This window comes from Streptomyces sp. NPDC057543 (assembly GCF_042801895.1).
Classification (GTDB): Bacteria; Actinomycetota; Actinomycetes; order Streptomycetales; family Streptomycetaceae; genus Streptomyces.
Genome location: NZ_JBHVFF010000019.1, coordinates 1 through 21,098 on the forward strand (window position 1 = coordinate 1; position 21,098 = coordinate 21,098).

Consider the following 21,098-nt stretch of genomic DNA (forward strand, 5'->3'; position numbering starts at 1 on the left):
GCCGCATGCTGAGGCATGCGGTCACGGCCTCCCGGGTGCCGGTGGCGCCACACCCAGAACACCGTGCAGGAGACCAGCGCCCATCCGGCCAGCACCAGATACGGGAAGACCCGCTGGTGCCCCTGGTAGTAGACGGCGGCGTGCTGGGCGTTGACCGAGGCGCCCGGTGGGAGCCAGCGGCCGATGAAGCCGAGCACCGACGGCAGCAGCGGCCAGGACACCGCACCACCGGAGGACGGGTTTCCCAGCATCACCATCAACCCCCAGGTCGGAAGCATGGCCCAGCGCCCGATCAGGGTGTTGAACATGGTGAAGACCATGCCCGTGGTGAACATGGTGAAGGCGAGGATGAACCACGACTGGACAAAGGGCAGGTCGACGGAGCCGAGCAGCCAATCCACCACGGCGGCGATGGAGAACCCGCCGAGCAGGGCGTAGGCGACGGTGAACCCGATCCGCTCCAGGGGCTCCAGCCCCTTGGCGTGCACACTCAGCTGGATCGCGCCGACGAACCCGACGATCACCGCGGCGAGCGAGATGTAGAAAAGAGCCAGACCCCGCGGGTCGCCCCGCTGCAGGGGTTTCACGTCCGTGACCTTCACCGGCACATGGACCGCCGCCCCCACCTTCAGCGTGGAATCGGTGAGCAGTTGGGCGACCGACGCTCCGGACGCGCTCGCGATGTCCATGCCGACCCCGCCGTTCTCGGACCGCAGGATGGCGAAGACCTTCTGCTCCTCGAGCGCGGTTCGGGCCTGAGCACCGGTGGCGTACTCGTGCAGCACCAGTGAGGTGTCGAGCGCGCCCTCCAGCCGGTCGAGGAAGACCTTGTCACGCGGAGTGTCGAGCCGGCCGACCACGGCGGCCGGGATGTTGCGCGGGGTCGGGTTGGCCATCGCGTACGTGTAGGAGCCCGCGAAGAGACCGGCCGAGGCCGCGATGATGAACAGGAGCACGACGGCGGGCAGGTACGGGGACGCCCTGAACGCCGCCCATCGGTCACCGCGGGCCGGGGGCCGGGCGTGTTCCCCGTGCGGTGCGGAGGGCTCCAGGTCGGGTGCGCTCATGCAGCGCCGTCCTCGCCGTGCCGGGCCCGGCTCGGCTGGACCCGTTTCGGTTCGCCGGGCATTTTCGGGTACTCCGGCGGGTACGGCAGTTCGCCGAGCCCGTGCTCCCGCTCGTCCCGGTCGGCCAGCTCCAGCAGCCCGTCGAGCCGGAACGCGTGCTCGTCCATGTCCGCGTGCACGTCGCCGGCCTCGGCAAAGCGCCCGGGCATGGTCCTGATGTCGAAATCGCGCGGCTCGGCGTCGTCGATCTCCTCCCAGCGAAGCGGGGCGGAGACCGGGGCGTACGGGAAGGGGCGCACGGAGTAGGCGGAGGCGATCGTGCGGTCGCGGGCGGTCTGGTTGTAGTCGACGAAGATCCGCTCGCCGCGCTCCTCCTTCCACCAGGCAGTGGTCACCCGGTCCGGCATCCGGCGTTCCAGTTCCCGTCCGGTGGCGATGGCGGCACGCCGGACCGCGGTGAAGGTCCACTTCGGCTCGATGGGGACGAAGACGTGGATGCCCCGGCCGCCGGAGGTCTTGGGCCAGCCGCGCAGACCGTGCTCGTCGAGGACGGACCGCAGCTCGTGGGCGGCCCGCACCGCGTCCGCGTAGTCCGTTCCGGGCTGTGGGTCGAGGTCGATGCGCAGCTCGTCCGGGTGGTCGGTGTCGGCCCTGCGGACGGGCCAGGGGTGGAAGGTGAGCGTGCCGAGGTTGGCCGCCCAGATGACGGCCGCGAGTTCGGTGGGGCAGATCTCGTCGGCGGAACGGCCGCTGGGGAAGTCGATCCTGGCGGTGGGGATCCAGTCGGGGAGGTTCTTCGGGGCTCTCTTCTGGTAGAAGAACTCGCCCTCGACACCGTCGACGAAGCGCTGGAGGGTGGTCGGCCGGTCGCGTAGGGCGCGGGTGATGCCGGGGCCCACGGCCAGGAAGTACTCGGCCACGTCCCTCTTCGTATAGCCCTTCGCCGGGAAGTAGACCTTGTCCGGACTGGACAGCCGTACGGCCCGCCCACCGGCTTCGAGCTCCACCGCATTTCCCGCTGCACCCATGACGGTCACGGTAGGCCGGGTCCACATATGCCGCATATCGGGAGACGCAGGCGCGTCCGTCGGCAAGAATCGGGGTCATGGATCTGCCGGTGATGCCGCCTGTGAAGCCGATGCTCGCCAAATCCGTCCCGAAGATCCCGCCCGGTATGCAGTACGAGGCCAAGTGGGACGGTTTCCGCGCGATCGTGCACCGCGACGGCGACGAAGTGGTGATCGGCAGCCGCACCGGTAAGCCGCTCACCCGCTACTTCCCCGAGCTGGTCACCGCCGTCCGCGACAATCTGCCGCCGCGCTGTGTGATCGACGGCGAGATCGTCGTGGCGTACGAGGACCGGCTGGACTTCGACCGGCTCAGCGAGCGCATCCACCCCGCCGATTCCCGGGTGCGGCTGCTCGCCGAGCGGACCCCGGCCAGTCTGGTCGCCTTCGACATCCTGGCGCTGGGCGACGATTCACTGCTCTTTGTCCGGCAGTCCGACCGGCGTGCCGTTCTGGAGGAAGCCCTGTCGGCCGCGTCGCCGCCCGTCCACCTCGCGCCGGCGACCACGGACCCGGCACTCGCCCAGGAGTGGTTCGACCAGTACGAGGGCGCGGGGCTCGACGGTGTGGTCGCCAAACCGCTCGATCTGCCGTACCGCCCCGACACCCGGGTGATGTACAAGATCAAGCACGAGCGGACCGCCGACTGCGTGGTGGCGGGCTACCGCCTCCACAAGAGCGGCCCCGTCGTCGGTTCGCTGCTGCTCGGCCTGTACGACACCGCGGGCGTCCTGCAGCACGTCGGCGTCTGTGCGGCCTTCTCGATGAAGCGGCGCGCCGAGCTCCTGGCGGAGCTGGAACCGCTGCGCGTCGAGCCGGCCGATCACCCGTGGGCGGGTTGGACGGACGCGGCGGCGCACGAGGGGTCACGGCTGCCCGGGGCACCGAGTCGCTGGTCGGGCAAGAAGGACCTCTCCTGGGTGGCGATCGGCCCGGAGCGGGTCTGTGAGGTGGCGTACGACCACATGGAGGGCGACCGTTTCCGGCACACCGCGCAGTTCCGCCGGTGGCGGCCGGACCGCACCCCGGACGGCTGCACGTACGCGCAGTTGGAAGAGGTGGTGCGGTACGACCTGGCCGAGGTGCTGTCAGCCGGCGGGCGCTGAGCCCGAGGGCGTGGCGCACGGTTCCTCGGTCGTGCCCGGGTCGGGTGTCGGGGACTCGGTGGTTCCGGTCGAGCCGGTGGGGTCCGGTGACGGCGAGCCGCTCGGGCAGCCGGGGTCCGTGCCGGGTTCGGGGGCCGAGGTGCTGGGGTGGGGGTCGGGGCTGGTGCCGGGATCCGGGGAGGCCGGTCCGCTGCCGGTCGGGGCGGGGGAAGCGGTGCCCGGATCGGTGGGGTCCGGGGAGCCGGTCGGGCCCGGGGAGCTTGTCGGTGGGCCGGAGGGCTTCGGGGACGTGGCGGGCGACGGGCCGTGCGAACCGCCGGGCTGCGGGCCGATGACGATGCCGCCGCCCGGGGCTCCGGGACCGCCCACCGGGTGCTTCGGCTTGTTCGGTCCACCCGCGCCGGGGCTCTTCGGGACCGTGCCCTTGCCGTCGGCCACCGGGTGAACGCCCTTGCGGTAGAACTCCAGCCAGGACAGCACGGTGCGCAGGTAGGTGTCCGAGTGGTTGTAGCTGAGGATCGCGCGGTCCAGGTCGGCCTTCACCGTCAGATCACGCGGTCCGGCACAGAGGTAGTACCCGGCGGCGAGGGCGGCGTCGTAGACGTTGTTCGGATCACGACGGCCGTCGCCGTTGCCGTCCTTGCCCCAGTGGGCCCAGGTGGACGGGATGAACTGCATCGGGCCGACCGCCCGGTCGTAGGTGCTGTCGCCGTCGTACGCGCCGCCGTCGGTGTCCGCAATGTTGGCGAATCCGGCGCCGTCGAGGACCGGTCCGAGGATCGGGCCGAGCGTCGTTCCGTGGGCGTCGACCCGTCCCCCGCCCGCCTGGCCCGACTCGACCTTGCCGATCGCCGCGAGTAACTGCCACGGCAGATGGCATCCGGGGTCGGCACGTGCGAGCGCGCTCTCCGCCTTGCGGTACGCGGCGAGCACCGTGGCCGGGATGCCCGCCTCGGCCCACGACCGCGCGACGGCCGGGCTCTGCTTCACACCGGCCTTCGGCGGCGTCGGCGACCGCAGCGGTGGCAGTTCGGTGTGGTAGGAGTCGTCGTTCGGCACGTGCGACCACTTGACCTCGTCGGACTCCTGGCGCTCCTTCGCGGTCTGTCCGAGGTGGACCAGCCCCGGTGCCTGGGACCCGGTGAGCGCGGCCATCGCGGCGACCGCGGCTGCCGTGCCGCCGATTCCGCGGCGCACGGTGCCGTTGAACCTCATGCGTGTTCCCCTCTCCCCCGGGTCACCGGGGATACGTGTCGATGCCGGAGATTCGCCAGGTGTCGCCGCGGCGAACAGCGTCCACGGCGAACATGGCCGCCGCGTAGGTCGTCTCGTCCGACGTGCCGGTACGGGTGTTGCTCTGGTCGGCGAAGATCAGCAGCCGGGCCCGGTCGCCGTCGAGGAGTTCCACACCGCTGTCCGTGACGGTCGTGGTCAGCACGAGCTTCTGCTTCTGCCCCTGCGCCCGTACCTGCGCGAGCATGTCCGCGTGCTGCTGGACCGCCTTGCCGACCAGGTAACTCTTTACCGCCTGCTCGGACTTGGCGGGCGAGGCGTAGTTGTACGAGAACACCGCGCCCACCGCTTCGGAGATCTGCCCCTTCAGCTCGCTGGTGCGGCCGATGTCGGTGAGGGCCGTGTTCCGGCGGGCCGGGTCGTCGCGCAGGCTCGCGGCCGAGCCGAACGCCCAGGCGGCGAACGCGCCGAGGAGCACTGTGAGGGCGCAGAGGACGGCGGGCAGCCGGAGACGGACGCGGGGCGGCCGCTTGCGTCGCGGCGCCTCCTCCTCCCCCTCCTCCTCCACCGTATCGGCGTCGTCGGTGACCGTTTCCTCGACTGTGGTGTCTTCCCCGATCGTGGTCCCTGCGGGCTCGTCCCGTGAGGTGCCGGGGGGCGCGGGCTTGCTCGGCGGGGCGGCAGCGGTGGCGGTGGCGCGTTCCGCGGCGACGGTGGCCAGACGGCGTTGACGGTTGACGAGGTGACGGGTCGTCGACATGTCCGGGGTCCTCTCGGGTGGCGGGGTGGGAGTCGGTGGCGTCAGCCGGCCGTGTTTCCGACGGGCGCCTGGCCGAGGGCGCTGAGCTTCCACCCTTCGGAGGTACGGGTGAGCTGCCCGAGCATCCGGCTCTCCTTCACCGCGGGCTTGCCCTTGGGCGCGGTCACGGTCACCCGCAGCGCCACCATGACCCCGGCCTTGCCGGCCCGGTCGTCGAGTTCGGTCACCGCCCCGGACAGGATCTGGGCCGTGCTGACGGTCTTCGCCAGCTGGATCTGCTTCACGAACGCGTCGCGTCCATCGACGAGTTGCTGGTGCAGATCGCCGGTGGTGGAGTCCTCCCAACCGTCGAGGCCCTTCGCCAGCTTGCGGTGGTCGAGGGTGTTCATGTTCTGCACGGCCTGTTCGCCCGCGGCCAGCGCGTCGTCGCGGGCCTGTGCGTACGCCGCCGATTCGTCGTGCGCGGCGTCGTACCGGGACACTCCGCCCCAGCCCGCCGCGACGGCCGCCGCGGCTGTCAGCGCGATCGCCACCGCCACCAGCGGGTTCCTCGTCATCCGTACCCGTGCCATTGTTGTCTCTCCCCTGCGGCCGATCCGTGCTGAGCTGGACGAGTGTGGGCGCTGCTATCTGGAGGTGATCTCGACGACGGTCCAGTGGCCGTCCCGCAGTTCGGCCGTGACGGAGAGCTGTGCCGCCGCCGTGGTGGCCGGCTTGCCTTCGCGTTCATAGACCTGGTCGAGGAAGACGAGCAGGTGGGCGCTGCTGTCCGTCAGCCGGGTCACCCCGGCGCGTACGACGTGGGTGGTGAGCGTCAGCTTCTGGTCGGCGGCCTGCTTCTCCACCTGGCCGAACAGGGCCGCGTACTGCTTGAGCGCAGTCCCCGCCAGGAGTTGTTTCGCCGACTCCTTGGTGACGCCGGTGGCCTGTGGGCTGTACGAGAAGACCTTGCCGAGCGCGTTGCTGACATCGCCGGCGACCCGGGTGGTCGCCGCGCTGTCGGTCAGCGCCCGGTTCGAGGTGGCAGGGGTGTCACGCAACTGCCTCCCCTTGGCGAAGAGGCCGCCGCCGGCCGCGAGGAGTGCCACGACCAGAACCGCTGCCACGGCGCGCGGCCACCGGCGGCCCGCGCCGGGTGGGACCGCGCCTTCCTCACCGGCGGCCGCGTCGGGTTCCTCCGTGTCCTCCACGGTGTCCTCACCGGCCGACGCGTCGGTATTCTCCGTGCCCTCGACGGCGTCCTCACCGGCGGTCGCGTCGGGTCCCTCCGTGTCCTCGACGGCCTCCGCGTCGACGTCCGTGCTCATGACCGCCGCCCCTCCCCGCTCCTTCATGCGCCGCCCCCGACCGGAATCGCCGTGAGGGCCTTGACCTTCCAGCCGTCCGCGGTACGGGCGAGCGTGGCCTCGAAGCGTTTGCGTTCGGTGCCGCCCTTGCCGGTGCGCGGGGTGACGTCGACATCGACCGTCGCGATCAGTTGTGCCGTGCCGGTGCGCTCGTCGAGTGCGGTGAGCGCCGCGTCGGTGACCTTGCCGCGGGCGGTGGAGCCGGACTTCGTCAGTTCGCTCGCGTCCTTGCTCCGGGTGCGCCCCAGCTGGTCGTGCAACGGCCCGGTGGAGGAGTCGAGCCAGGCGTCGAGGCCGGCGTCGACACTCTTGGCGTCCTTCCCGTCGAGGCTGTTCAGCCGGGCGAGGTGGCGCTTTCCGTCGGCCAGCGCGACATCGCGGTTCTTCGCGTACGACAGGTCTTCGTCGCCGCGCGCGTCGGCGTACGACCAGCCGCCGAGTGCGCAGATCGCCGCGGCGGCGAGCAGCGCCGCCCATCCGCTCAGGGTCTTCGTACGGGGCGTCATTCGCCGCCTCCCGGTCCGAGTCCCAGCAGGCCGGCCATGCCGTCGGCGGTCGGCGGGGTGGCCCCGGTGACGCCGAGCGTGCCCGGGAGCCGGTGCGCGGAGCCGGATCCGAGGAGCATCGATCCGGGTTTGGCGGGCGCGGGCACCGCGCCGCCCTTCGGCGCGTTGGCGCTGCCTCGGACGTTGATGCCGGTGCCGGGCGACGAGGTGCAGCGGGCCTTGGTGTTGACGGGTGGTCCGGCCGAGGTGTCGAGACCGCTGCGGTAGACCGTGGAACCGTATCCGGCGGTGCAGGGCAGCGGTTCGAAGAAGGTGACCGACATGCCGAACCGGGCGCCGTTCTCGTCCACCGCGCTCGATCCCACGGCTGCCACCGCGGGCAGCTTCACCAGGAGTTCCTCCAGGCCGCGCTGCCGGGTGACGGCGACCTCGGAGGTGGTGAGGAGGTTGGCGACGACGACACCGAAGCTCGGGTCGAGGTCCCGCAGCAGTCCGCTGATCTGGCCCGTCGCGTCGGGAGTGACCGCGATCAGTCTGCGCAGGTCGGTGTCCGATCCCTTGAGTTCGGCGGCCAGTTGCTCGGCACCGGAGGCGAAGCCCTTGAGTGCTTCGCCCTGTTCGGCCTGGGTACGCAGCACGGTCTGGCCGTCGGCCATCAGCCGGGTGTTGACGGGCAGTGCGTCGTCGGCCGCCCGGACGAAGTCGCTCCCGGTGTCCAGGAGGACCTGGAGGTCGTCGCCGCGCCCCTCGAACGCGGTGCCGAACTCGTCGACGACCGTGCGCAGGGATTCCAGATCGACGGACCCCGCCAGGTCGTTGACGCTGGTGAGGACGTTGGTGACGGGGGCCGGGACGGTGGTATCGGCCTGGTCGATGACCGAGCCGTTCGCGAGGTACGGGCCGTCGGTGTGGGTGGGCCGCAGATCGACGTACTGCTCACCGACCGCGGAGAGGTTGGCCACGACCGCCGTGAGGCTGTCCGGGATCTTCGGAGCATCCTTGTCGATGCGCAGTTCGGCCTCGACTCCGTCGTCGGTGAGCTCGATCGGCCCGACCCGGCCCACGGACACGCCTCGGTAGGTGACGTCGGAGTGGGTGTACAGGCCGCCGGTGCGCGGGAGTTGGACGGTGACGGTGTAGTAGCCGCGCAGACCGATGTAGTGGCCGAGGTCGGCGTACCGTACCCCGAGGTAGCCGAGAACGAGCACCGCGATGACGAGGAAGGCGATGTTCTTCAGCCGGATGGCGAGGGTGATCACCGGCCGCTCCCATCCGTGACCGCCGTGGAGACCGAGGGCAGTGGCAGGGGCAGCGCCGAGCCGGACGCCGCGCTCGTGCCGCTCGCGGTGGGCTGTGCGGTGTCCGGGTCCAGCGGCGGGATGAGCTGCGTGCCGGGCATGGCCGTCACATCCAGGTAGACGTTGAGGTAGTCGCCCTTGACCCCGCGGAGCACCTCGTCCGTGAACGGGTAGGTGAGCAGCACCTGGAGAGAGTCCGGCAGGTCGCTCCCGGAATCGGCGAGCGCCTTGAGGGTGGGGGCGAGAGCCTTGAGGTCGGCGATCATGTCGGCCTTGCTCTTGTTGACCGTGTCGACGGCGACGGCGGAGAGGGTGTCGAGCGAGCGGAGCATGGTGAGGAGCGAGCCACGCTGTTTCTCCAGCACCTTGAGGCCGGGGCTGAGCCCGGTGAGGACCGTGCCGACGTCCTGTTTGCGGGTGGCGAGGGTGGCGGAGAGCCGGTTGACGCCGTCGAGTGCGTCGGTGATGTCTGTCTTGTGGCCGTCCAGGTTCGTGACGAGGGTGTCGACGCGGTTGAGCATGGAACGGACCTGGGGTTCCTGTCCGGCGAGTGCCTTGTTGAGTTCGGTCGTGATGGTCTTGAGCTGGTTGACGCCACCGCCGTTGAGGAGCATCGAAAGTGCGCCGAAGACCTCTTCGACCTCGGGGTTGCGGTTGGTCCGGGTCAGCGGGATCCGGTCTCCGTCGGCGAGCCTGCCCCGGGCGGTGCCGCTCGCGGGCGGGGAGAGCTGGATGTACTTCTCGCCGAGGAGGCTGGACTGTTCGAGGTGGGCGTAGGCGTTCTCGGGCAGTTCGACCTTCCCGTTGACCCTCATCGTGACCTTGGCGTTCCAGCTGCCCGAGGTCAGGGAGATCTTGGTGACACGGCCGACGGCGACGTCGTTGACCTTGACCGAGGACTGCGGGGCGAGGCTGAGGACGTCCGCGAACTCCGCGGTGATCTCGTACGGGTGGTCGCCGAGGTCGGCGCCGCCGGGCAGCGGCACCTGGTCGATGCCGGTGAACGATGGCAGGCCGGTGCCGGTGACGACCAGGGCCAGGCCGACGCCCACGGCCAGCACCGCGACGACGCCGGTCGTGCGGGCTCCGGGTCTGCGCAGGGCGCGGCTCATCGGTTCGCCCCCCTCTTCTGCGTAGCGATCTTCGCCGGGGTGCCGTAGACGGTGCCGACGGGCGGGAGCGGCAGGGCGGGCAGCGCCTTCTGGCGCGCGGTGTCCACGGGTGCGAGGCCCGCGAGTGCGGGGGTCTCGGTGAGCGGCCCTCCCATGGAGAGCTCGTTGAGGTTCGTACGGCCATTGAGGGTGCGGTTCACCGGGTCGTAGGCGTTGACCACGTTGTCCGCGGCGAGCGGCAGCGTGTCCATCGACTCGGCGAGCGAGGCACGCTGGTCGACCAGGGTCTGGGTGAGCGGCACCAGTGCGTCCACGTTCGCCTTCAGGGCGCCGCGGTTCTTCTGGATGAAGCTCTTGACCTGACCCAGGGCGGTGCCCAGCTCCTTCAGTGCCGCGCTGAGGTTCTCCTTGTCGTCGGCGAGGAAGCCGGTGACGGAGTTCAGTTGCTGTTCGGCGGCGCGCACATTGCCGTCGTTGTCCTTCAGCACGGTGGTGAAGGTCTGCAGATAGGACAGCGTGTCGAAGAGGTTCCCGCTGCTCTTGTCGAGGGTCTTGGTCGCCTTGCCGAACTGTTCGATGGAGTTCCCGATGGCTTTTCCGTTGCCGTCGAGGTTCTTGGCGCCGGTGTCGAGGAGCCCGGAGAGCGCGCCGTCCGCGTTGGCTCCGTCGGGGCCGAGGGCCGTGGAGAGCTTGGTGATGGATTCGTACAGCTGGTCGACCTCGACGGGGGTGGCGTTGTTCGCGGCGGGCAGTACGGCGTTGTCCGCGATCTGCGGTCCGCCGTCGTACGCGGGGGCGAGCTGGACGTAGCGGTCGGCGACGAGGCTGGGGGCGACGACCACGGCGTGCGCCTCCTTGGGGACCTTGACGCCCTTGTCGACCCGCAGGGTGACCCGGACCTCGCCGCCGCGCGGCGTGACCGATTCGACCCGGCCGACCCTGACGCCGAGGATCCGCAGGTCCGATCCGGCGTACACACCGGTGGCCTGGTCGAAGTAGGCGGTGATGGTCGTCGTTCCTTCGTCGTCCATGGCCATCACACCGGTGGTGGCCGCGACGACCACGACGGCGAGTCCGGCGCCGATGCCGACGATGCGCGTCATTCTCATCTCATCGGCCGCCTTGCTGCTTGGGTGGCTTGCATTCGGGTCCTGCGGGTGTTCCGGCGGGCAGGTAGTTCTTCGGGACGACCCCGCAGACGTAGTTGTCGAACCACCGGCCGCTGCCGAGGGTGTTGCCGACGAGCCGGTTGTACGAACCGGCGAGCGACAGCACCTTGTCGAGGCTCTTGCGGTTCTTCACCAGCACCGCGGTGACCCGGCCGAGCGAGTCCAGGGTGGGCTTCAGCTGTTTGTTGTTGTCCTCGACGAGGCCGGTGAGCTGGGTGCCCAGGCTCCGGGTGCCGGTGAGCAGCAGATGGATGGAGTCGCGGCGCGCCTGGATCTCGCCGAGGAGCAGGTTGCCGTCCTCCAGCAGGGTTTCGAAGCTGCTCTTCTTGCCGGCGAGGGTCTTGGTGAGCTGCTTGCTGCCCTTGAGGAGGGTGGCGAGTTGGGCGTCGCGTTCGGAGACCGTCCTGGAGAGGGCGGAGAGCCCGTCGGCGGCGCTCTTCACGTCCGGCGGGGAGTCCTTGAAGGTGGCGGAGATCGTCTCGAAGCTCTTGGCGAGCTGCTGGGTGTCGATCTCCCCGATGGTCTCGCCGAGTCCGTTGAACGCCTGGGTGACGTCGTACGGGGAGGTGGTGCGGCTGACCGTGATCCGTTCGTGCGGGTTCTGCGGGGCGTCGCCGAGCGGGTCGACGGCGAGGTACTTCTCGCCCAGCAGCGTCTTGATGGCGATGCCGACGGTGGAGGAGTTGCCGATCCAGACGTCCTTGACCTTGAAGCGGACCTTCACCTTGGAGCCGTCGAGCGAGACGCCGGTGACCGCGCCGACCTTCACTCCGGCGACCCGTACCTCGTCGCCCTCGTCGAGCCCGGCGGATTCGGTGAAGTCGGCACTGTAGGTGGTGCCGCCGCCGGTGAAGGGCAGCGAGTCGGCGCGGTAGGCGGCCAGGCCGATGAGGACGAGGACGATCAGTCCGACGAGGGCCACGGCGACGGGGTTGCGTTCCCGGAGGGGTTTGATTCTCATGCCTGGCACCTCGGCTTCGCGACGACGATGCCGGTGGGCGGTGCGCTGCCGTCGTCGTTGGTCACACCGCTGACCTTGGCCTCGCAGAGGTAGAGGTTGAGCCACGAGCCGTACGAGGCGAGGCGGCTGATCGCTTCCATCTTGGCCGGGGTCTTCCGCAGGACGTTCTCGATCTGCGGGGTGCCCTTGCCCAACTGGCCGGAGAGGCGCCCGAGTTGTCTGATGTCGTCCTTGAGGGGTTTACGGCCGTCGTCGAGGAGGTCCGCGGTGACGGTGGTGAGCGCGCCCATCGCGGTGACCGCCCGGCCGAGCGGCTTGCGGTCGCCGGAGAATCCGGTGACGAGTTTCTGGAGGGTGACGACGAGGTCGTTGAAGCCTGCCTCGCGGTCGTTGACGGTCTTGAGGACCGTATTGAGGTTCTTGATCACCTCGCCGATCACCTTGTCCTTCGCGGCGACCGTGCCGGTCAGCGAGCCGACGTGCTGGAGGATGCTGTCGACAGTGCCGCCCTCGCCCTGGAGCACCTGGACGATGGAGCCCGCGAGCTGGTTGACGTCCGGCGGGGAGAGCCCTTCGAAGAGCGGCTGGAAGCCGTTGAAGAGCTGGGTGAGATCGAGCGCCGGAGTGGTGCGGGAGAGCGGAATGGTCGCCCCGGCGGCGAAGCTGCGGCCGACCGGTCCGGCGCCCTGACCGAGATCGATGTACCGCTGGCCGACCATGTTGAGGTATTTGATCGAGGCGGTCACCGAGGCGGGCAGCTTGCGCCCCTTGCGGACGGCGAAGCCGACCTCGGCGAGCCGCTTGTCGGCCACCTCGATGGACTCGACCTGCCCGACCTTCACCCCGGCGATCCGGACGCTGTCACCGACGACCAGTCCGGTGACGTCGGTGAACCTGGCCTTGTACGGGGTGGTGTCGCCGACGCCGGTATTGGCGATGGACAGGGCCAGGACCGTGGTGGCCAGAACGGTCACCAGAATGAAGACGATCGACTTCGCGAGCGGCCCGGCGAGAGAGCGGCGCTTCACTTGAGCTTCACCTCCGCACCGCGGAAGGCCGGACCGATGAGCACGCTGCTCCAGTCGGGCAGGGTCTGCGGCTGGACTTTCAGTGAGGGAGCGACCAGTTCGTTGACGAGCCGGCTCTCCTGCGGGGAATTGGGCATGCCGAGGGCGGAGTCCGTGTCCCGGGGCGCGGTGCCGGCCGGCTCGTCGGTGCGTGGCCGGCCGGCCGGTGCGGCCGTCTCGGCCGTGCGGGCGTCCGCGGTCGGTACCGTCCGGCCGAGGTACGGCACGGAGTAGCAGTGGGGTCCGCCGGTCGCGTCGTACACCGGGGTGTCCTTGCCGGGCACGTACTTGCCCCTGGACTTCACGGCCTTGACGGTGACGTGGAGTCCGGGCCGGTTCGTGCCCTTGCCGAGCGCCTTGTCCATGGCCGGGACGAAGCCGGCCATGGTCCGCAGGGTGCAGGGGAATTCGTCCGAGTACCGTGCCAGCAGTTCCAGCGTCGGCCGGCCTGTGGCGGAGAGCCGGATCAGGTTGTCCTTGTTCTCCCGGAGGAAGGACGTGATGTCCTGCGCGGAGGCGGTCGTGGACCCGTACAGGTCGGCGAGTTCCGCCTGCTGTTCGGCGATGGTGCCGCTGGTGGTGGTGAAGTCGGTGAGCGCGTCCAGGACATCGGGCGCGGCATCCCCGTACACCTTGCTCACCTTGACGAGTTCCTTGATGTCGGCGTTGAGCGTGGGGAGTTGGGGGTTGAACTTCTTCAGGTGGGCGTCGAGCGTGAGGAGGGTGTCGCCGAGCTTCTCGCCGCGTCCTTCGAGAGCCTGGGAGACCGCGCCGAGGGTGGCGGCGAGCTTCTCCGGCTCGACGGCGGTCAGCAGCGGCAGGACGTTGTCGAGGACCTCCTCAAGCTCGATGGCGTTGCTGGAGCGGTCCTGCGGGATGACGGCCCCGGCCCGCAGGGGCTGCGCGGACGGCATCTCGGGCGGTACGAGCGCCACGAACCGTTCCCCGAAGAGTGTGGTGGGCAGCATCTGCGCGGTCACGTCGGCGGGGATGCGGTCGAGCTTGTCGGGCTGGATCGCGAGGGTGAGCCGGGCCCCGTTCCCGTCGGCCGAGATGGCGCGGACCTGGCCGACGACGACGCCGCGCAGCTTGACATCCGCGTTGTCGTGCATCTCGTTGCCGACGCTGCCGGTGCGTACGGTCACGGTGGCGTCGTCGGTGAAGTCCTTGTTGTACACGGAGACCGATACCCATACGAGCACGGCGGGCACGAGGACGAAGGTGATTCCGGCGAGTCTGCGGCGCACGGTCTGCGCCCGGTGGGCATTCATCAGCCGGCCACCTTCACCGTCGTCGTGGCGCCCCAGATGGCGAGCGAGAGGAAGAAGTCGGTGACGCTGATGAGCACGATGGCGTTGCGCACCGACCGGCCGACGGCCACCCCCACTCCGGCGGGCCCGCCGGTGGCGTGGAAGCCGTAGTAGCAGTGGGCGAGGATCACCATCACGCTGAAGATCAGCACCTTGAGCACCGACAGCAGCACGTCGTCCGGGGAGAGGAAGAGATTGAAGTAGTGGTCGTAGGTGCCCGCGGACTGTCCGTTGAACAGGATCGTGATGAAGCGGGACGCCAGGTACGAGGAGAGTAGCCCGATCGCGTACAGCGGGATGATCGCGACGACTCCGGCGATGATCCGGGTGGTGACGAGGTACGGCATGGACCGCACGCCCATCGCCTCCAGGGCGTCGACCTCCTCGTTGATCCGCATCGCGCCGAGCTGGGCGGTGAAGCCGGCGCCGACGGTCGCGGAGAGCGCGAGTCCGGCGACGAGCGGGGCGATCTCACGGGTGTTGAAGTAGGCGGAGATGAAGCCGGTGAAGGCGGAGGTGCCGATCTGGTTGAGCGCGGCGTACCCCTGGAGGCCGACGACCGTGCCGGTGAATAGGGTCATCGCGATCATCACGCCGATGGTGCCCCCGACGACCCCCAGACCGCCGCTGCCGAACGCCACTTCGGCCAGCAGTCGCTGGACCTCGCGCAGGTAGCGGCGCAGAGTCCGCGGAATCCAGATCAACGCCCGCACGTAGAAGGTGAATTGTTCGCCGGATCGATCCAGCCAGCTGAGCATGGACATCGGTCAGCTCCCCTTCGCGGGGACGATCTGGAGGTAGATCGCCGTGAGGATCATGTTCACGAAGAAGAGCAGCATGAAGGTGATGACGACCGACTGGTTGACCGCGTCACCGACGCCTTTGGGGCCGCCGCGCGGGTTGAGTCCGCGGTAGGCGGCGACGACGCCGGCGATGAAGCCGAAGATCAGCGCCTTGACCTCGCTGATGTACAGGTCGGGGAGCTGGGCGAGGGCGGAGAAGCTGGCGAGGTAGGCACCGGGGGTGCCGTGTTGCAGGATCACGTTGAAGAAGTAGCCGCCGAGCGTGCCGACGACGGAGACCAGTCCGTTGAGCAGGACGGCGACGAGCATGGTGGCGAGGACGCGCGGGACGACGAGGCGCTGGATGGGCGAGACGCCCATGACCTCCATCGCGTCGAGTTCCTCGCGGATCTTCCGCGAGCCGAGGTCCGCGCAGATCGCCGAGCCCGCCGCACCGGAGATCAGCAACGCCACGATGATGGGGCTGGCCTGCTGGATGACGGCGAGGACACTGGCGCCGCCGGTGAACGATTGGGCGCCGAGCTGCTCGGTCAGCGAGCCGACCTGCAGGGCGATGACCGCGCCGAACGGGATGGAGACGAGGGCGGCGGGCAGGATGGTGACGCTGGCGACGAACCAGAACTGTTCAATGAACTCCCTTACCTGGAAGGGCCTGCGGAAGATGTCGCGGCTCACGGTCCCGGCGAGGGAGAACAGCTTCCCGGTCTCGCGCAGCGGGGCGAGCAGCCGCACGGGGGGCCGCTGCTCCGGTGTCTTCGGGCCGGTGGCGTCGGCCGCGCCGGACGTCGGCGGCTCGGGAGGCCGCACCGGCATGGGAGCCGTCACGGGCGTCCACCGCCCGCGGCCGGGGTGTAGCTCTTCATGATGGCGGTACGGGCCGCCTCCGGCAGCTGGCCCATCATCGAGAGGACCCGTTCCCGGCGGCGCAGCGCTGCCTGCCGTACGGGCATGCCGGGCGACGGCTCCAGCTGCGGTACGACGGTGCGCGGGCCGTTGGCGGAACTGATGCCGACGCCGTAGCCGTTCATCTCCTCGGCGGCGAGGGTGGCGGCGTCCTTCTCCTCGGCCATCCCGATGGGGCCTTCGCGGCGCCCTGCGAGGAATTGGGCGACGACCGGCACATCGCTGGTGAGCAGCACCTCGCGCGGCCCGAAGGTGACGAGGTTGCGGCAGAACAGCATGCCCATGTTGTCGGGGACGGTGGCCGCGATGTCGAGGTTGTGGGTGACGATGAGCATCGTCGCGTCGATCTGCGCGTTGAGATCGATGAGCAGCTGGGAGATGTAGGCGGTGCGGACCGGGTCGAGTCCGGAGTCCGGTTCGTCGCAGAGAATGATCTGGGGGTCCAGGACGAGGGCTCGGGCCAGGCCGGCGCGCTTGCGCATGCCGCCGGATATCTCGCCGGGCAGTTTGCCCTCGGCACCGAGGAGACCGACGATGTCGATCCGCTCCATGACGATCCGGCGGATTTCCGATTCCTTCTTGCGGGTGTGCTCGCGCAGGGGAAAGGCGATGTTGTCGAACAGCGACATCGAGCCGAAGAGCGCACCGTCCTGGAACATGAGGCCGAAGAGCTTGCGGGTCTCCATGATCTCGCGCTCGGGGCTGTTGACCATGTCGACGCCGTTGATGAGGACGCGGCCCTGCTCGGGCTTGAGCAGGCCGATGATGGATTTCAGGAAGACGGTCTTTCCGGTACCGGAAGGGCCGAGCATCACGCTCACCTCACCGGCGGGCAGTGTGAGACTGACGTCCTGCCAGATGTTCTGTTTGCCGAAAGACTTCGTCAGGCCCTCGACGACTACTTCGATTCCCATCGGCCCTCCCTCGACGTTGTGGTGAACGTAGTCATCTGTCAGCGCTCCGGCTCTGAGAAATCCCATGGCGGCTCGTCACCCGTGCACCAGGAGGCGCACGGTATGTCCGCTGAAACCGCCAGGACAAGCCGTTGAACAGCGGAATTCAACGAACCATGTGCTGGGAGTGGATCACTTGTCACTCGTTGACAAAGCAGTCGCCCGACTTTGTCGAAACATGCGCAAGCACCCGGGTGGAGAGGTTGGGGCCCACGGCCCGACGCGCCGGAGCCGCGGGGCCCCGACAAGCGGATACTGACGCATTTCCGTGCCGGCCATACGGGACGCTACGACTGAGTAACCTGACTTCGCAATACTGGACGCCGAACTTTCTCCACGATGCCCGAGGAGCAGCGATCACTTGTAATCGAGTGAGTGGTCGGCGGGAGAAAGCTGTCCGGGGGTGATGAATTCCGAAGGGCGCAGGAAGGCCGTCCGCTCGGGGATTGGCACCTGCCGCACGTGCGGTATCCACACAGAAGCGCACGCCCGGCCGCACAGCAGCACGGCCGCCGGCCCCGGCCCTTTGCAGGGTCGGGGCCGGCGGCGGTCGGACGGGGTCAGCGTTCCGGAATGGGCTTCTTCGCGGGACAGTCCGGGCTGTCGGGGTTGCTGACCACGCACAGCGGGGCCTGCGTCATCTTGATGTAGTTTCCGCCGCCGGATATGGATGCCGTCATCAGTGGTGACAGGTCCTCGTCGACACCGCAGCCCGTGAATGCCGGGATATAGGTTTCACCACTCATGGTGCCGCCGCGGTTGACCGTGTATCCCGAGGGCGGATTACCCGTACCGAACGCGTAAAGTGTCTGTTTGATCGGTTTGACCGTCCGGCAGTTGGGGCCCACGTCGAGGGGTTCGCCATTGACACGGACATCACTGATGGTGAGTTCGAAGTCGGCGGTGACGGTCGTGTCCTCCGGGATCCTGGGGTCGGAGTTGTGGCTGACGGACTTGATGAGGGCGGGCCGGCCCACCTGGGACAACACCATGGTCGCGGTGGTCGGCATGAATCCGTAGGTGAGGAATGTCCCCTGCGACGGCGGCAGTTGGCGACGCCCGTTGTAGTCGAAGTCCGCCTCGCTGAGCACCGTGAAGGTGTCCGTGCACGGATCGGCGATGTACGTCTTCATCAGAACGACGTTCAGATGTGCGGGCCCGAGCAGCGCCGCCGAGTCGAGCTTCTTGACGTTCGTGAACCCTGCCACATATGTCTCGGCCGGCGTGGGAACGGAAAACGGCGGAAAGGGGCACGGTTCGGGATCGGCGTCGCCCTCCGCCCTGGCCGCGCGACGGGCGTCGTCCAGCTTCTCCCGCTGGCTGGGCGGGAGTTTCCCGGCGAGGTCGGGAAGGTCGGGGGTGGGCTCGACGGGTTTCTTTGCCGCTGGGCCGTCGATGGTGAAGGAGGCGAGCGTGCTGTCCGCTCCGTCCGCGAGCCGGCAGGCGACGTCGATGCCGTCCGGTACGGCGGCCGAGCCGTCCTCCTTCAACGGGCTCAGGGCCATCGTCAGGTCCGAGGCGGACAGGGTGGCGGTGCCGGGCGAACCGAACGTGGCCGTCGGGACGGCGCCCGCGGCTTCGAGCTCGAGACCGTCCCGCCCGGCGATGTCCTGCGCGGGAGCCTCGAGTCCGGACCAGTCGGCGGTGGCGGACTCCTTCGACATGGCGTGCAGGACCTTCAGTTGCACGACGGCCGACACCGCTGTGGCGTCGAGGCCCACCCACTCGTCCAGCGCGGCCTTGGGCAGGTCGACCTCCACCGTCACATCTCTGGGCTCCACCGGTCGGCCCACTCTGCCGCCTGCCGGGAATCGCCCCGCGACGACGGCCGTCATCGCATACGAACCTTCCGGGAATCGGCAGTTGTAGCCGAGGGATATCTCCACCCTTTGAGAATCGGCCGCCGAATCCGCGCCCGGAAGAAAGGTGGCCGCGACGACCAGGAGGCCACCTGCGGCAAATCGCGCGGGCTGACGAGTTGTCCAGCGCACGTTGCTTGCCATGTCTCGATACCTCCGGGGCTCACATTCAGAACATCGCGTGGACTTTTGATCCACCGGCAGCACCGCCCGACTTACTGGACGGTACGGTACGCGCCGTCACAACCGAGGGGAAGCAGTGAATCCTGAACGATTCATGAGGCACGACGACCGCTGTTCTTCTTGGCAATCCGTGACAATCGATGGGCGGGAAACTGTCAGTTCTTGAGTGTCGCGCACGCGTCCGGGGGCACCGGCGCCACACCGGATGGCCCGGCCGTCACTGCTGTGGCCGGGCCATCCGCTCCGAGCGGGAGATCGAGCGCGTGGCCGGTCAGCTGTAGGTGATGACGGGCGAGGCGCTGCCGTTCTTGACGGTGTAGGTGCCCTTGAAGGTCGCCGTCGCACCGACGATCCCGCAGCCGCCACCCACCTTGTTGCTGATGGTCAGTGTGCGCGGGCTGGTCGCGGCGGGCGCGACGGCGAGAGTGCCGTTGGCACCCCCGGCGGTCGGGTTGTTGTACTCACCGTCCACCGAGCCCGTCACCACGAAGGTGCAGGGGCCGAGCACGCTGGAACCCGTGACCGTGGCCTTGATGTTGTCGATGTATCCCTTGGTCAGACCGGTCTTGTTGGCACCGGCGCCCGCCGTGTAGCCGCCCGGCGTATTGCCGTTGATCCGCCACGGACCGTTGGCTCCGGATGTCTCGCTGGTGACGGTCCACGTACTGCTGAACGGGCCGGTGCACGGCGCGTTGAACGTGGCCGTGGTGATCTGGGCGAGCACGGGCCCGGCGACGGGCGAGGCCGGGGCGTTGCCGTTGGCCGTGGCGGTTGCGCACTTGATCTGGTTGCCGACGTTGTCGGTGAGGATGGTCTGGCCGGCGGCGCCGGTGAAGTTGCCCGTCGGCGTGATGTTCCAGGCCGCGGTGGGCCCGGCCATCGCCGAAGGGGCGGTCAGGGCGACCGCGGCGGCAGCGGCGGCGGCCGCTGTCAGGATGCTCGTCCTCTTGCGCATAGAACTTCTCCTTTTTCCTGTCCCGTTGCTGAATCAGTGGGGGGCGACGCAGAAGGAAAGGACTGTCACGACCCACCGTGGAATTTTCTTGGTGAGGTGCTCCCGCCGATGTAGCGAGCGGGTTGCTGATTCGCCGGAAATCTTTCGGACACATCATGTGTGCGACTGGTTCCGGCGTAGCCGCTATTCCACCGGAACGCTTTGTTCAGATTCGGCCGATGCCATTGGTCGATGTGGTTTCTTCCCGACTACCGGGCGGTACGGTACTCCACCGATTCGGAGTTGAGAAGAGATGCGTCCTTTCCTTTCTTTCGCTCTGTATTCGTGGGGCGGTGCCTGCCGTGGCTGCGGAAAACGGGCTCTACCGTGCCGCTGAGTGCCAGTACCGCGAGAGAGCCTTGCCCTCGTCCGGGGCCAGACCCGCCGGGTCGTACGGGCTCGCGAAGTACGTCGCGGTGTCGTTCAGCACGACGCTGTTCCTGCCCGCCGCCGAAGGCAGGCTGGTCTTCAGGTTGACCGCCCAGTCCAGCAGGCCGGCGCCACAACCGCTGGCACCCGGAACCGCGTAGCCGAAGTCGCCCTGGTCGGCGCCTTCGAAGACGTAACGCCCCATCTCGCCGGTGTCACTGGGCGTCCCGTCGCCGGCAAACTGCTGGAGCGAGAGGGAAGGGACCGTCGTGTTCTGCGGCTTCAGCACGATCGGGTTCGAGGTGGTCCCGATGTAGCACTTGTCGCCGAGGAACGGGTTGCGCAGATGAATGCGGACCGGAATCGACAGGATCGGCCGGCCGGTGCCGAAGCTCGCGGCCATATCGAAGTCCCTCGGAGCACCGGCCGGCTCGATCGTGGCGGTCACCTTGTTGAGAGTGCTGTTGGTGATCTGGTTGCAGATTCCCGAGACGACGGGAATTCCGCTCGGGCACATGAGACCGAGCAGACCACCCGGCAGATCCGCGGAGTCGGCGACGAGCGCACCCTCCGGGGGAGCGACCAGCGACGTGGTGCCGTCGCTGTGCTGGATGACTCCGAGTTGGAGGTCGGTGTTGCCGGTCGCCACCTGCGTATTGCCGAGTTTGATAGACCCGCCGGCCGAATGCGAGGAGATGCAGGTCGCGATGTTCGTCACGCCGTCGGCCGCCAGCATGACGGGCGCATCCACCGGGCACCGGTTGAACGGCGCCCAGTGCCCGTTCAGTTGAGTGACCGCGGTGGCTGTTCCGGTGGAGAGCACGGCGACGAACGCGGTACAGGCTGCCAGCAGCCCCATGCGCGCTCCGGTCGAAGCGATTCTCATGTCGTCCCCTCTTGACTGCCGCCCCGCTGGACGGCGTCGTACATGGAGTTGGCCGGTTTCAACGCAGGCGGCATCGGCGCCAAGAGTGACTGCGTGCGTTGTGTGCGGGACTTTCTGGGGCACGACTGCGTCGGTTGAACGCTGAC

20 protein-coding genes are annotated in these 21,098 nt (G+C 68.8%); 1 reads left to right on the forward strand and 19 read right to left on the reverse strand.

All coding sequences use genetic code 11. The annotated features are described in order from the left end of the window. Both ACFU8Q_RS05760 and ligD read right to left on the reverse strand, forming a co-directional pair. Window positions 1–1,067: ABC transporter permease (locus tag ACFU8Q_RS05760; protein WP_384448260.1), on the reverse strand; the 1,067-nt coding region annotated here is incomplete at its 3' end. Continuing rightward, window positions 1,064–2,074, reverse strand: coding sequence for a non-homologous end-joining DNA ligase (ligD, locus tag ACFU8Q_RS05765; RefSeq protein WP_384448388.1), 1,011 nt, complete (start codon window positions 2,072–2,074; stop codon window positions 1,064–1,066). The genes ACFU8Q_RS05760 and ligD, both read right to left, overlap by 4 nt. Window positions 2,075–2,172: 98 nt before the next feature. Between ligD and ACFU8Q_RS05770 the strand changes: the two genes are divergently transcribed. Beyond that, window positions 2,173–3,240 (forward strand): ATP-dependent DNA ligase, encoded by a 1,068-nt coding sequence (locus ACFU8Q_RS05770; protein ID WP_384448263.1) that lies wholly within the window; start codon window positions 2,173–2,175, stop codon window positions 3,238–3,240. Here ACFU8Q_RS05770 and ACFU8Q_RS05775 read toward each other — a convergent pair. The 17 genes from ACFU8Q_RS05775 to ACFU8Q_RS05855 all read right to left on the reverse strand — a co-directional run bounded on the left by ACFU8Q_RS05775 (window position 3,223) and on the right by ACFU8Q_RS05855 (window position 20,952). Then, the gene (locus tag ACFU8Q_RS05775; RefSeq protein ID WP_384448265.1) at window positions 3,223–4,455 is read right to left on the reverse strand and encodes a lytic murein transglycosylase; all 1,233 of its coding nucleotides are present in this window, start codon (window positions 4,453–4,455) and stop codon (window positions 3,223–3,225) included. The two genes, ACFU8Q_RS05770 and ACFU8Q_RS05775, sit on opposite strands and share 18 nt — an antisense overlap. A gap of 22 nt (window positions 4,456–4,477) precedes the next feature. Next, the gene (locus ACFU8Q_RS05780) at window positions 4,478–5,233 is read right to left on the reverse strand and encodes a hypothetical protein (protein ID WP_384448268.1); all 756 of its coding nucleotides are present in this window, start codon (window positions 5,231–5,233) and stop codon (window positions 4,478–4,480) included. A 41-nt stretch (window positions 5,234–5,274) separates the two neighbouring features. Further along, window positions 5,275–5,805 carry a hypothetical protein gene (locus ACFU8Q_RS05785; protein WP_384448270.1) on the reverse strand — a complete coding sequence of 177 codons (531 nt, stop codon included), beginning with the start codon at window positions 5,803–5,805 and terminating at the stop codon, window positions 5,275–5,277. 54 nt (window positions 5,806–5,859) lie between these two features. Beyond that, a complete protein-coding gene (locus ACFU8Q_RS05790) occupies window positions 5,860–6,540 on the reverse strand; it encodes a hypothetical protein (protein WP_384448272.1) in 681 nt (226 codons plus the stop codon). Window positions 6,541–6,563: 23 nt separating this feature from the next. Beyond that, window positions 6,564–7,085, reverse strand: coding sequence for a hypothetical protein (locus tag ACFU8Q_RS05795; RefSeq protein ID WP_384448275.1), 522 nt, complete (start codon window positions 7,083–7,085; stop codon window positions 6,564–6,566). After that, complete coding sequence (locus ACFU8Q_RS05800; protein WP_384448278.1) at window positions 7,082–8,344, reverse strand: MCE family protein; 1,263 nt, start codon at window positions 8,342–8,344, stop codon at window positions 7,082–7,084. The genes ACFU8Q_RS05795 and ACFU8Q_RS05800 overlap by 4 nt, the downstream gene beginning before the upstream one ends. Further along, entirely contained in the window at window positions 8,341–9,495 is a 1,155-nt protein-coding gene (locus ACFU8Q_RS05805; RefSeq protein ID WP_384448281.1) for an MCE family protein, read from the reverse strand. Before ACFU8Q_RS05805 ends, ACFU8Q_RS05800 begins: the two co-directional genes overlap by 4 nt. Next, window positions 9,492–10,604 (reverse strand): MCE family protein, encoded by a 1,113-nt coding sequence (locus tag ACFU8Q_RS05810; RefSeq protein ID WP_384448284.1) that lies wholly within the window; start codon window positions 10,602–10,604, stop codon window positions 9,492–9,494. The genes ACFU8Q_RS05805 and ACFU8Q_RS05810 overlap by 4 nt, the downstream gene beginning before the upstream one ends. Window position 10,605: 1 nt before the next feature. Further along, window positions 10,606–11,625 (reverse strand): MCE family protein, encoded by a 1,020-nt coding sequence (locus ACFU8Q_RS05815; protein WP_384448286.1) that lies wholly within the window; start codon window positions 11,623–11,625, stop codon window positions 10,606–10,608. Beyond that, window positions 11,622–12,653, reverse strand: coding sequence for an MCE family protein (locus tag ACFU8Q_RS05820; RefSeq protein WP_384448289.1), 1,032 nt, complete (start codon window positions 12,651–12,653; stop codon window positions 11,622–11,624). Before ACFU8Q_RS05820 ends, ACFU8Q_RS05815 begins: the two co-directional genes overlap by 4 nt. Further along, window positions 12,650–13,963: an MCE family protein gene (locus ACFU8Q_RS05825; RefSeq protein WP_384448292.1), complete on the reverse strand. Its 1,314-nt coding sequence runs from the start codon at window positions 13,961–13,963 to the stop codon at window positions 12,650–12,652. The genes ACFU8Q_RS05820 and ACFU8Q_RS05825 overlap by 4 nt, the downstream gene beginning before the upstream one ends. After that, a complete protein-coding gene (locus ACFU8Q_RS05830; RefSeq protein ID WP_384448295.1) occupies window positions 13,963–14,766 on the reverse strand; it encodes an MlaE family ABC transporter permease in 804 nt (267 codons plus the stop codon). The genes ACFU8Q_RS05825 and ACFU8Q_RS05830 overlap by 1 nt, the downstream gene beginning before the upstream one ends. Window positions 14,767–14,769: 3 nt before the next feature. Continuing rightward, window positions 14,770–15,630, reverse strand: a complete 861-nt coding sequence (locus ACFU8Q_RS05835; RefSeq protein ID WP_384448298.1) for an MlaE family ABC transporter permease — start codon at window positions 15,628–15,630, stop codon at window positions 14,770–14,772. Then, window positions 15,627–16,622, reverse strand: a complete 996-nt coding sequence (locus ACFU8Q_RS05840) for an ABC transporter ATP-binding protein (protein WP_384448301.1) — start codon at window positions 16,620–16,622, stop codon at window positions 15,627–15,629. The genes ACFU8Q_RS05835 and ACFU8Q_RS05840 overlap by 4 nt, the downstream gene beginning before the upstream one ends. A 599-nt stretch (window positions 16,623–17,221) precedes the next feature. After that, complete coding sequence (locus tag ACFU8Q_RS05845) at window positions 17,222–18,664, reverse strand: DUF6801 domain-containing protein (protein WP_384448304.1); 1,443 nt, start codon at window positions 18,662–18,664, stop codon at window positions 17,222–17,224. A gap of 310 nt (window positions 18,665–18,974) precedes the next feature. Continuing rightward, entirely contained in the window at window positions 18,975–19,658 is a 684-nt protein-coding gene (locus tag ACFU8Q_RS05850) for a hypothetical protein (protein WP_384448306.1), read from the reverse strand. A 361-nt stretch (window positions 19,659–20,019) separates the two neighbouring features. Beyond that, window positions 20,020–20,952: a hypothetical protein gene (locus ACFU8Q_RS05855; RefSeq protein ID WP_384448309.1), complete on the reverse strand. Its 933-nt coding sequence runs from the start codon at window positions 20,950–20,952 to the stop codon at window positions 20,020–20,022. Window positions 20,953–21,098: the final 146 nt, after the last annotated feature.